The 12,666-nt window shown below is 49.0% G+C and carries 8 protein-coding genes; 4 read left to right on the top strand and 4 right to left on the bottom strand.

Features of this window, described 5'->3' with window-relative positions; translation table 11 throughout:
- The 3 genes from QM579_RS13395 to QM579_RS13385 form a co-directional block, all read right to left on the bottom strand.
- Positions 1-728: FAD-dependent oxidoreductase (locus QM579_RS13395; RefSeq protein ID WP_414999629.1), on the bottom strand; the 728-nt coding region annotated here is incomplete at its 3' end.
- A gap of 12 nt (positions 729-740) precedes the next feature.
- The gene (locus QM579_RS13390) at positions 741-1,565 is read right to left on the bottom strand and encodes a glutaredoxin domain-containing protein (RefSeq protein ID WP_414999628.1); all 825 of its coding nucleotides are present in this window, start codon (positions 1,563-1,565) and stop codon (positions 741-743) included.
- A 91-nt stretch (positions 1,566-1,656) separates the two neighbouring features.
- Entirely contained in the window at positions 1,657-2,991 is a 1,335-nt protein-coding gene (locus tag QM579_RS13385; RefSeq protein WP_414999627.1) for an MFS transporter, read from the bottom strand.
- 329 nt (positions 2,992-3,320) lie between these two features.
- Here QM579_RS13385 and QM579_RS13380 point away from each other — a divergent pair, with 329 nt between their 5' ends.
- Positions 3,321-4,853: an outer membrane homotrimeric porin gene (locus tag QM579_RS13380; protein WP_414999626.1), complete on the top strand. Its 1,533-nt coding sequence runs from the start codon at positions 3,321-3,323 to the stop codon at positions 4,851-4,853.
- Positions 4,854-5,185: 332 nt separating this feature from the next.
- Here the strand turns inward: QM579_RS13380 and QM579_RS13375 are convergent, their stop codons facing one another.
- Positions 5,186-6,634, bottom strand: a complete 1,449-nt coding sequence (locus QM579_RS13375; RefSeq protein WP_414999625.1) for an aryl-sulfate sulfotransferase — start codon at positions 6,632-6,634, stop codon at positions 5,186-5,188.
- Positions 6,635-6,961: 327 nt separating this feature from the next.
- Between QM579_RS13375 and QM579_RS13370 the strand changes: the two genes are divergently transcribed.
- The 3 genes from QM579_RS13370 to QM579_RS13360 all read left to right on the top strand — a co-directional run.
- Positions 6,962-7,630: a Crp/Fnr family transcriptional regulator gene (locus tag QM579_RS13370; protein ID WP_414999624.1), complete on the top strand. Its 669-nt coding sequence runs from the start codon at positions 6,962-6,964 to the stop codon at positions 7,628-7,630.
- Positions 7,631-8,341: 711 nt separating this feature from the next.
- Entirely contained in the window at positions 8,342-10,075 is a 1,734-nt protein-coding gene (locus tag QM579_RS13365; RefSeq protein WP_414999623.1) for a ShlB/FhaC/HecB family hemolysin secretion/activation protein, read from the top strand.
- Positions 10,076-10,166: 91 nt separating this feature from the next.
- Positions 10,167-12,666, top strand: a 2,500-nt coding sequence (locus QM579_RS13360; protein ID WP_414999622.1) for a filamentous hemagglutinin N-terminal domain-containing protein, incomplete at its 3' end; no start/stop codon positions are given.

Here is a 12,666-nt window from a genome sequence, read left to right as displayed (position 1 = left end):
ATTAAATTCTTGGCTTTTGTTCCTTCATGGCAGGTAATGCCCTTTTTGGTCAGGGCACGAAGCATTTCTTTGGCTATATCTGCGTCTTCTGTAGGCGCTATGTGTGGAGCGGCCTCCACTACAGTAACGGCGCTGCCCATAGCTGAAAAAAAGTCTGCCATTTCCAATCCGATAGCTCCTGCGCCCACTACAATAAGGCTTTCTGGGACAGCCGAAATACGCAAAAGATCCGTACTGTCCAGAACATTGTGGTGGTCGGGCGTAAGGCCGGGAAAGCTTGCGGATGATGTGCCGCAAGCCAGAATTACCTTCTTTCCTTTCAGCTCAGTAAGGCCTTCGTCAGTAGTGACATGTACGCAGGCCAGCCCATCCTTTTGTCCCGCGCAAACACCAATACCTTCAATAAGAGCAATGCCAAGGCCGAGCAGCGTTTTGGCAAGAGTCTGGCTTGTTCCCTTGGTAAAGCGTGCGACGCGATTTTGCAGGGCAGTGAAGTCAACCTGTATAGAGCCTTGGGCAATACGCACACGTTCCTGGGCATGCAAAAGACTTTGCGGGGCAGTTGCCCCAAGCAACATCTTTGTTGGAATGCAGCCTGCGTTAAGGCAGGTGCCCCCCCAGTGCTTGTCTTCAATCAGTGCTACTTTTTTGCCTGCCTGTGCCAGAATACGGGCCGCGGCAGTTCCGCCCGGCCCGCCGCCAATTACAATAACGTCAAATGATTGCACTATATGATCCTCTTACTTGGCGATGTCGGCCTTGAACAGAAATTGTCGTGAAGCGGAACGGTATATGAGCAGTGTTTGTTCCGGCAGAGCCTCAAGGCCTCGCATATCCCAGGCCATACCTGGCGTGACGGCGCCGATGCTGTAGGGCAGGGTAGGCAAGTTGCAAGCCTCGGCTACCATTTGAGCCGCTGCGATGGCTTCGGACCTGTCAGGCCAGGACCATGTGCCATCCTCGAACGGATGGGGAACTGCGAAAAAGCGAATGATGCCCTCGGGCGCATTCCGCACTAGGTCTATGGTTTCAGCAAACTCGCTCTTGGTGGGGGCACCGCCCAAGGTGCGCACTGTGCTGGCGCTTCCTCCCACGACATTAAGAATGACGCGTACATCTTTGTTTTCCAAAATCTTTTGCAGCAGCGCAGGCTTACGTCCATCCACTTGCAGCCATACCTGCAGGCCGCCCTTTGCAAGCCGGTCAACGAGGGTGAGCATGTTCTCTTCTTGTCCGTCAGGGCACTGGGATGGGTAAATGCCCGAAATCTTACCGTGCAGCATGTCGCTTCGGGTCACGCAGCACTCGAGAATTTGGCCGGAAAGCAGGTAGGCCAGGATTTCTCCTGAACCTTGCTTGATAACCTTTCCATCATCAAAAAGCGGAAACTCCACACCTTCAGGGTTGCGGTAGATTGATTTGCGGTTGGAGCGGTAAAACGTGTTAAATGCTTGCGCATCGGCCTTGAAATCAACTGTGTCGTAGTTCAACCCGTGTTCGGCAAGAAAGCTTTTAACAATTTTGCATCGAATACAGTCGGGTGCGGTGTAAAGGGTGATGCTCACGGCATTCTCCTTGAAATTAAGTGAGCCGGGCAGGCAGGTATTAATGATGAATCTGCCCGCCCGGCAGTCTGAAGTAGATTTGGTTAGGAGGTCAGGCAATATCTTCGAGAGACTTGCCGCCCGTGCGGGCACCCCACAGGGCCAGCACAATAGCCGGTACAACGCAAAGCGCGCTGAATATGTAAAACACGCCATCAAAGCTGTATGTTGCGTAGACTATGGGAATGAGCGGCTGGGAAAAAGCTACTGCAAGACGGCCTATGGAAGAATGAAATCCCGTGGCGGTGTTGCGCAAATGAGTTGGATAGGATTCCGCAGTGTATGAAAAAATTGTGAATCCCAGGCCCATAACAAAGGCAGTGAGCAGTGCGCCCACGCCTACAACGGTCCAGTAAGAACTGACATTGCCAAATATGGGAGCCAGCACTGCCATTACAGCCAGCATAATGACCAAAGGTATCTTGCGACCGCCCATATCGGTAAAGGCGCTGGAGACGAAGAGGCCCAAAGGAACGCCGATTGAGATGAGGGTTGTCGCCATCAGGCATTCTTCAAGGGTAAAACCGTGGGCCTTGAGCAGCGTGGCAGTCCAGTTTGTTACTACGAACGTAGCGGGGTTGGTGCAGAGCACCAACACAAGGATGACCAGTGTTCTTTTAATGTACTTCTGGCTGATCATGCCCAAAAGTACTTCGCGCATGGGCGGCTTTTGGGTAGCGCCTTTGCTGGCAGCTTCAGAAAGGTCAATATCCTGGTGGGTCAGGTCGCGCATTACATATTCCGCTTCCTTGATGCGCCCACGGCTTACCAGCCAGCGTGGGGATTCATCCAGATACTTCCAGGCGACAAACAGAGCGATGTAGCCCATGCCGCCAAGATAAAATATGTAGCGCCATGCTTCTTCATGCAGTGGAATAATCGCCCTGCAAAGCATACCGATGACGGGCACGGCGCAAAAGCCGACACCCGCTACAAGATTTTGCCATTTACCCCGGCTTTCTGCCGGGGCCATTTCAGCAATATAAGCTTGCGAGCAAACCATAAGACAAAATACCCCAAATCCCGTAAGAGCCCGTGAAGCTACAAAAATATGAAAATTGTCCGTCAATCCGTTGATGATGGACGCCGTTGAAAACAGAGTTATAGCAATAAGAAATGTTTTCCGGCGCCCAATTAGATCGGATATGAACCCGCCTACAAAGCCGCCGCATGTCATAGCAGTAAAATACCAAAAAGTGACGGTGCCAATGTCACGCATGGTCAGCCCCCAGTGCTGCATCAGGGCCGGGGCGATAAAACCGAAGTTCCAGTTGTCCATTTGTTCGCAAAAATAGGCCACCATAATAATGAAAAATACAGCTTTATGGCGACCCGTGACTTGAAGTCCGTCGAAGTAATTGTTGCGTATTCTCTCTTGGCCTGGCATGGGTTTTTCCTTTGGCGCTAGGATTTATGCATGAATTTTGAGTGTTGGCTAAAGCTTCAACTTCAACGGGAGCAGGAGGTTGTACTTTTATTAACTAGTTAGTCGCGTATTGTTGTAGACTGAGCAACATTTTTTCATTTTTTATAAATTTATTATGGTTTGAACCAAGCTTTTCCATATTTTGTGGAGAAGCAATAAACAATTATGTGAAAAAAAGGATTATTTGCGAAAAGTGTTGCCTAGGCGACACATGTAAAAAAATTAAAAAGCCATTGTCCTGTGAATGAAGCGGGGGTGCAGGGGGTGCACCTATTTTCACAGGAGAAGCCATGAAAACTTTTGGCAGCAAACTGTTTTGTCTGCTGTTCTGTGCCGTGTTCATGTTGATTGCGGTTCGGGGCAATGCCGTGGATTTTAAGGTTAAGGGGGCCTTTGACGTCAGTTTTGAAACTTCCAACGTTATTCCGCTTGGCGTGAAAGGAAGTGATTCTTTTCAAGCTTTGCAGCGCCTGCGTTTTCAACTGGACGCTGTAGCCAGTGAAAACTTGTCAGGTAGTCTGCTCGTTACCGTGGGCACAAATGGTCAGTATTGGGGATCAGCCAAGGATGGTGCGGCTCTAGGAAGTGACGGCAGTAATGTCGTGGGCGTCCGTGCTGCCTATATTGATTGGCGTGTGCCGCAAACTGAAGCCAAGATCAGAATGGGCATACAGCCTTTGTTATTGCCTGGTTTCGTAACCGATTGGAGCGCCGTGTACGGGCAGTTTACGTCCGGCGTTACGGTCAACTCTCCAGTTTACGAAAATAATGATTTTTCTGTTGGTTCCACATTTTTCTGGGGCAGACCCTACAATGACAATTCCCAGAATACCCAGGACGGACGTCTTGAAAAAAATTACCTGGATAATCTGGATGTCTTTGCCCTCGTCCTGCCGATAAAGGCAGAAGGAATAAAGATTTCACCGTGGGGAATGTACGCCCTGATCGGAGAAAACAGCCTGCGCGGCATAAATGACAATGCCTCTCAGCGCGAACCTGCTGTCTACGCGCCCCGTGGCGGGCTTATGCCCATACTTGGTAGCGGCATGAATTACTTTCAGACGTTCGAAAAGAACTACCGCAATGCCGGCAATACCTGGGGAAATGGCTGGTGGGGTGGTTTGACGGTCAATCTGAGCCAGTGGGAGCCTTGGGATGTTGCCTTTGAAGGCACATATGGCCGTGTGGATATGGGCGAATTAAAGAACTACACCCAGTTTGATCCCAAGGCCGCGGGTAAAACCTTTCAGCTTCTTCGGCAGGGCTGGTATGCGGCCATGCGGGTGGATTACAAGCTCGATTGGGGCACGCCGGGAGTGCTGGCCTGGTATGGCAGCGGTGATGACGATAATCCATATAATGGCTCTGAGCGGTTGCCCGTTTTCAACACGCCGTGGCCGGTGACGCCCTTGGGCTTTGGCGGCGGTTTTTTTGACCTGGATTCCTGGAAGGTGTTGGGTCATAACCCCGGCGGCATGATGGGATTTGTGGGCAGCATCAAAGATGTGAGCTTCATTGATGATCTGCAGCACACCCTCAAACTTGCCTATTTTCACGGTACCAACAGCTCGGATATGCCGCGTAAGGCCAATATGATTTCTTACCCTACAAGAGCAGACGGGCCTATGGCCTATCTGACGACAACCGACCATGCTTGGGAAGCGAGCCTTTCCAATACCTATAAGATTTATGAAAATCTTCAGGTAAACCTGGAAGGGGCTTACGTTAAACTGCACCTGGATTCAGATACGTGGCGCGGTGCTGAAGACTCACAGTTTAACGATAACTGGCGCGTTTCTGTGTCGTTCCGCTATACCTTCTAGTAGTTATATCCAGTAGTAGGGCCCCGTGCGGCGAATTAAATTTGCCGCAAGGGGCCCTTGTTATGGTTAGCCTCCCAGCAAACTGCCATACCACACAAACAACGCAAAAGCTGGCTGCGAGTATTTAATCTGCCAGTTTCATACTGTTTCGCCCGCAGTCAGGCAGACAGAGCAGGCTCACCTCTTCTGCACGCCGATGGATACTGGATTGCAACTGCATGGTTGTCTGTGGGTAAATTGGGATAATACGTAGTTGCAACTGCCAGAACAAAAAAGAGACCCCGGCGGCAGATCCGGGGTCTCCAGGCAATGGGGTTGGGTATGGAGACGGCTTATTCGGTAGCAGCCACGCAGTGACCAGCGCCGCTGTAGTAGCCAATGGTGCCCTTGACTTTGACCGTGGACATGGCGCCAAAGGGTGCTGCGCCAGCTACGCGAAAGTCTTTTACGCTCATTGGCTCAATGGCTTTCTCTTGGGGAACTTCGGCCTGGGGTACCCACGAATAGGGGAGACGGTATGCACGGTACACCCAGTTCATTGGCAGGCTGATGTGCCCTTTATAGGGGCAGATATATTCCCACACGATTTCATGTTCGGCGGTGACTTCAAATACACGCCCGTCAGATCCTTCACATATCAGCGTATTGCCGTTTGGCAGGCGCTGCGCCGAGCTGATGAAGGGGCTGTAAAAGCGGTAGGCGTCAAGCGGAACAAGGAAACCAGCTTCATGCGGCGTATACTGCCACACAATCTTCATAGCCACAGGGTCTATCTCAAGGATGCGGGAATAATCGCGCTGCGCAGCCTTGACACCACGGGGAGCACCAGGGTTGGGGTTGCCGTATCCGCCCCAGCCGCCGTTGTCATACACCAAAATGTTGCCCTCGCCAGGAAGACCGCGAGGAATCATATGCGCGTGATGCTGGCCGATAATCCAGCCGATGGCTTTTTCCTCGGGGGTGCGGTCATAATCGGGGCCAAGCTGCCAAACAACCTTGCCCGTCTTTTTGTCCAAAATCAGGATGATGTTGGTTTCGCGTCCGTCAATGATAATATTGTCTGGGTGAAAACGGGCATCGCCTGCATCAAACCATTTGTTGGGTCCAAGTGTGGACATGGAGTTAACGTGCATCCAGTCGCCAACGCCTGGGGCATTTTCCATTATGGTGCCCCCACGGAAGTTGGGGTCACGGCACATAGCGTTGCGGGCTGCTTCGGTAAAGCCCATTTCTTCTACATGGTCTGCACAGTTCCATTCCCAAACGATGTCACCGTCCCAGGTAACTTCATAGATGACGTCATCAACAAGCATTTTGTCGCTGATGTAGGGATTGACGGTATTTTTATGGCACAAAACAAGCGTGTTGCCTGAATCAATCTTGGGCTCCTGACCTGGGGCATAGTAGCCTGTGGAGCTGCCTTCACGTTGAAAATCGTGATGCTGGCGCGCCATCCAGCGGCCTTCAGTACCGGGATCTTCTACGAATTCTGCCTTGTCGAATTTCCACACGATATTACCGTCCCAATCAACCTGCACAAGGTCAAGTTGATCTTGCAGTCCGTGCTTGGGATGACGGGTGCCAGTGCTGCCCATGAGCATGCCACCGGGAAACATTTTATTAGGAAAGCCATGCAGATCCTTCCACATACGAACTTCGTGCCCATTCATGCCAATCAGTAAAGCACCGTTATCGGGAGCTTGCAGAATAGTGAAGCCGCTCCATGCTTTTTCCGGATTATAAACTGTAACTCCTGTAGGATAGATAGTCGGATGGCCCATGTAACTCTCCTTTCGGCAAGGTTATTTTTTACACAATCGGGCTTGTTTCTTCCTTTACTGTCGCCAAGCCTTCTCGTGGCTTGCACATTAGCCTTGGCTGTCAGTAAAAATTGTAGTTCGTGCAACAATATTCACAAAAAAAGGGGGGTAACGTTCTTTTATGAACAAGCGCTGACGTTGTTCATGTTACACTCTTACGCATGATAAGTAGTAACTATTTGATTTATTTTAAAATTTGTCATTATAAAGTGGCGCTATACATGCTTCTTATTATGGTTATGGTAGGACTCAAATACAGAATAGAACCTCTTTGCACAGGAGGGAATCATGTCTTTTATAGAATTGTTTAAGCATAATGAATGCTGGGGAAAGGTAGTTAGCGACAAGCCTCGGCGGTGGGGAAAGGGTTGGAGGTTCAGTGATGATCCGCCGCTGATGTACTACCTTCTTAGCGGCAGGGTGCGATTGATGGCTCTGGACGCCAAAGGTAACGAAAAGACATTGTGGTACCTGGGTAATGGCTGCTGCTTTAATGAAACCATACTTTTTGAATCAAGCTCTATGATAAGCCGTTTTCCTGCACGGCGAGTCAGATTTTATCATGAAAGTACAAAGAATTGTTACTTGCATGCATTCTCCAGACAAGATGTTGAAGCCTTGGGTAGGGAAAAACCAGAGCTTTTGCTCAATCTTTGCCAGAGTTATTCCAAAAAGGTCGAGCTATTGGCGAAGCATCTTGTATCACTCAGCATGGAATCGCCCTTGACCAGAGTTTGCAAGTACCTGTCCTCACGAATTGTGCCGGGGTCAAATCCATTACGTGCCCACCGCGACATGTCCTACCGCGAAATGGCGGACTTGTTGGGCATGCACCGTACCTCCATCCACAAGGTGATGCGCCAGTGGCAGGCTGAAGGTATATGGGATTTTGACAGAAACAGTTCGGAAGTGATTATTTTGCAGCCAGACGCTTTTTTTGAAGAAGCCAGCATGTGATGAGAGCAGGCACTGAAAACTGTCACGGATATATTGATGTTTATGGCTTGGCATGTCTCATTCATAACGTGCCACGCCCTTGCAGCAACCTGTCAAAGAAAGATTGAAGCGTGAATTACGCTTCTTCATCTATTGCCGATCAGGAAATCAGGAGTAGAATGGGAACTAAAGCTCAGAGGATTTATTAAAGGTTTCAGTGATCGCTCAATTGACTGGAGTGTTAGCGATATACAGTGAGCGGTACGGAGGGAGGCGAAGTTGGTGGCTTATGTGACTTAGTAACATATTTATTATAATGTTTCAGGTTTTTCATGGGTAAAAACGTTATCAGCCAACGGGGGCCAGATTTTTAGGTCCGATACAGGAAGAGCCAAATAGTTTTCACCTTTCTTGCCGTGAAAAAAGCATTGCGCAAAATAAAAAACTCTTTCCAATAAAGTATGTTATTGAATTAGCTCTAGTATAAGCGCTTTTGGGTTCCCAAGATGCTGGCCTTGCCAAAAAGGTTTTCAGTTTTTTAAAATCGAGAATTTGAAAAAAACTTTCAAATTTTTTCGACTATTATCTGATTGTAATTATTTACTATCTTAATATAAGATATTTTATATAGCAAAAATTATTAGATAACTATCTTATTTGGTTTAATTTTTTTTAGCAGAGCATGAAATATGACCATTTGAATAGGTTTATGTATTTTTATATGAACGTTCAATGAAAAAAATATGCCTATATTTATTAGCATTGTTTATCATTTTTCAGGGTTTTGCAGAGGCTGCTACAAGAGATGGGGCCCAGTTTCGGCCTGAACAAAATACTGAGCTGTTTGATCAGAAATTGCGTCAGCTCGAAGAGCAGCAGCGAAGTAGTTTATTTACATTGCCGCCAGAACAAAAGGCAAAACAGCCCGAGCAGCCTCAGGATGCAGGAGCGCAGTGCATCCTGATTGAAAAAATTTCAGTCTCAGGTGTGACGCTGCTTTCCAATTCCAAGCTAAAATCTATCATTGCCCATTACGAAGGCAAATGCCTGACTCTCGGCGATATCAATACAATACTACAAGAAATCACTAATGCTTATACTGAAGAAGGCTTGGTAAGCTCACGCGCCGTACTTGAGCCACAGGATCTTTCCAGTGGTACTCTGCACATAAAAGTTGTGGAAGGGCGGGTGGAATCCATTGAAATGTCACCTAAATCCACGATGGCCTCAAAACAACTTCTCTCAGTTTTTCCCTTTGTTAAAGGATCTGTTCTGAACCTCCGCGATATTGAGCAAGGTCTGGATCAGATGAATCGTCTGCCGTCAAACCGCGCTACAATGTCTATTGCTCCTGGCACCCAATTGGGCAGCAGTAAAGTTATCATTGATAATATTCAGGAACGCACATGGCGCCCCAGTGTAGGCTTTGACAATCTCGGTCAGGATAACACTGGCCGTTCACAATACACGCTTGGTCTTGAAAAGGATAACTTGATTGGCTGTAACGATCAGGTTTCCTTGTATTATACAGGTGTTGCTCCAGAATTTTTAAATCAGACTGATAACGACCGGGAAGGTTTTAGCGAAAGCGTAACTGGCCTGTTTTCTATCCCTTTTGGGTATTGGCTACTCAGTGGAAGCGCCAGCCGTTTTAATTATTCTACGCAGGTATATGGGCTGAATCAGGCCTATACCAGCAACGGTTCTACTTCAGCCTTGCGGGTAGCCTTGGACAGGGTTGTCTGGCGCGACAATAACAGCAAGTTATCTCTGGGCACGTTTATTCAGTATAGAGACGTTGTGAACCGCTTTGAGGGGGTTCGCCTCACTTCCAGCAGCTATCGGCTGACAACATCGGGGCTTGTGGCCAGCTACGTACGCCGCATGTTGGGTGGGGTGTTAACCATGCAGGCAGAGCAGATATGGGGCCTACCTACTATGTCGTGGAGCGTACCTGGACCTGAAAGTTCAACTACGCCACATACAGCCTTCAGCAAAACAACAGGCAATCTGGGTTGGTATCGCCCATTCCAGATTGGTGAACAGCAATGGTCATTGAATTTGTCCGCATACGGCCAAACCAGTGAGCAAACCATGTACGGTTCGGAACGGCTCTATCTGGGTAGTCCTTACACGGTACGTGGATTCAGAGAAACCCCTGTTGGCGGTGATTGCGGCGGCTATACGCGCAGTGAACTTGCCTGGACAGTGCCGGAAAAATGGCTTGAACCAGTTGGCAGGTCACAGCTTGGCCCAGTGCAGATATTTGGAGCCTATGACTACGGCGGGATTACGCGGGATTCCAAAGATCCTTATGAGTGGGGCGAGTTGCAAGGAGTGGCGCTGGGTGTCCGCACAAGTGGTCCGCTTGCTATACAGGCCACATGGTCCACACCGCTTTCCGCCCCGAGCTATGTCAAGGACAGAGACAGTGTTTGGTATCTGACCGTGCGGTATACTTTTTAAAAGAAACCGGGATAGCAAAATGAAATTTCAGCGAAAAATTAATACGGTTTTGTGTGCTGTACTGTCCGCCCAGCTCATTTTATCACCTGTTATGGCATCCATTGTTTTTGCCAATGGCGTGACGCCAGACCCCAATGCCCCTGCCAACAAACGTCCTTCTATAGATACTGCTTCCAATGGTGTGCCGCTGGTCAACATTACAGCGCCAAACAGTTCAGGGCTTTCACACAATCAGTATCATGATTTTAATGTTAAAAATCAGGGTTTGATCCTGAACAACAGTCATGATGCCACTAACACGCAACTTGGTGGCGTCATAGCTGGCAACCCCAATTTTAACGGCAACATCGGGGCCGAAGCTAGGGTAATTCTGAATGAAGTTACCAGTGCCAACCGCTCGCGGATTGAGGGCTATATTGAAGTAGGCGGGCGCGCAGCCGATGTAATTTTAGCCAACCCCAATGGTATAACCGTCAATGGCGGTGGCTTTATCAACGCGCCGCGCGCAACTCTCAGTACGGGGGTGCCACAGGTTGATTCCTCTGGTGCTCTTGTTGGTCATGATGTCCGCCAAGGGGATATTCACATCGAAGGCACGGGCATCAATGCCGATAATACGGACGCATTTACCCTGCTAGCCCGGACGGCTCAGGTCGAAGCTCAGGTACGTGGCAAAAACGTCTCCATTGTGAGCGGTAAAAATCGCGTAGGCACTGACGGCACCGTCACTCCATACGATGAGGGAACAACGCCGGATACTCCTGCTGTGGGCATTGACTCTTCAGCGCTGGGAGGCATGTATGCCAACCGTATAACTCTCATAGCCACTGAAAAGGGCGTGGGCGTGAACCTCGAAGGTGCCGTGCAGAGTACTGATCAGATGGTGATCACTGCTGATGGAAAACTGCGCCTGCGCGAAGCGGCTTCGGGCGGCAATGCTGTGCTCGCTTCAAATGGCACGGTTGAATTGGCAGGCGGGAGTGTTACCACGGAAAAAGATTTGAATGTCTCAGCAGATGCCATCCATCTGAAAAAGGGTACAAGCGGCACTGGAACGCCAGAAGAAAAATCTTCATTACTTTACGCGAAAGGCGATATGACACTGGCGACCAAAGGGCTGGTCAACAATGAGCAAAGTGACATTCGTTCTGAGGGAAACCTGCTGATTACCAGTGCAGACGGTCAAGTAGCTAATACCTTACGCAATGCTTCTGGCACCGTTTCCTCCGGTAAAGATCTCAGCATCATCGCAAAATCTGTGGATAATGTGCGTATGGGTTCGTCAGGGCAGGAGCGCGCCGCACTTATCTATGCTTCGGCAGATATGGTGATTGCCACTGCCTTGCAACTTAACAATGAATTGAGTGATATAAGGGCTGAAGGCAATCTGCATGTTCTCAGCGTCAGTAATCAAAATAACAATACTGTCCGTAATGCTTCCGGCACCATTTCAACCGGTGAAAATCTTATCATCAGTGCAAAATCTGTAGATAATGTACGTTCTTTGTCAGGCCAGGAGCGCGCTGCACTCATCCATGCCTCGGCAGTCATGACCATAGCAACAGCACAGCTGCTCAATAATGAATTGAGCGAAATCAGGGCTGAGGACAACCTGAACATACTTAGCGCCGATGCCCTGGGCAATAACAGCGTGCGCAATGCTTCTGGCACTATATCTTCTGGAAAAAGCATTACCATCGTGGCGAAAACTTTGGATAACATACGCCTGAGTATAAACATTTCGCGTGATGCACAGCATACGTCTGGGCAGCACTGGGATAAGAACATCGGTTGGGGGGATGGAGACGAACGGTGGTGGGAAAGCCATACATTGAATGTTTACCGTGATTATTTTGTCAGTGCCACGGCGGCTTCGGTCATTATGGCTGACAATAACATCAGTATTGAAGCAGATACGATTTTGAATTCTGCCAGTCATATGGCCGCTGGAAAGGAATTACAGATTTTCGCAAGGTCGAGCCTGCGCAATCAAAGTTACGCTGTTTACGAGAACAGCTACGACCACGTTTCATATTGTCATGATGATGAAGATGGCGACCTGGACCATTACGCTCCAGAGGGTAATTTTGTATCTCGTTCTGTTCTGACGCCTTTTACGGCCTCACTCACAGGTGAAATCGTAAAAATTACAGGTGTGAGCATACAAAATCTGGCTGACCGTGATTACGCCTCTCCATTAACAGGCAATAATCCTGCCGAAATTCCCCAAACCAGCAAGCCTGGCTCAGTCGCAGAGGCCATTCAAACCTTGGGCAGCAGTTCTATGTTTCAGTATGTGGCTTCACCTGGCCACCACTATCTTATTGAAACAAACCCGCTGCTCACGAAGCTCGGCAATTTTTATGGATCAGACTACTTTTTGAGCCGTATTGGTTTGAATATGGACCATCAGCAGGTCGTCCTGCTTGGTGATGCCTACTATGAAAATCGGCTCATTCAGCAACAGATTATGGAAAGTACAGGGCAACGCTTTCTTCAGGGCTACAGCACGGATGCGGATCAGATGCGTGGTCTTATGGATGCTGCTGTGGCCCAGTCTGCGGGGCTTAATCTTACAGCTGGTGTAGAGT

The organism is Desulfovibrio sp. (assembly GCF_047607245.1).
GTDB lineage: Bacteria > Desulfobacterota > Desulfovibrionia > Desulfovibrionales > Desulfovibrionaceae > Desulfovibrio.
Note: the sequence above shows the minus strand (reverse complement) of the source record. Positions and strands in the feature narration are given on the sequence as shown.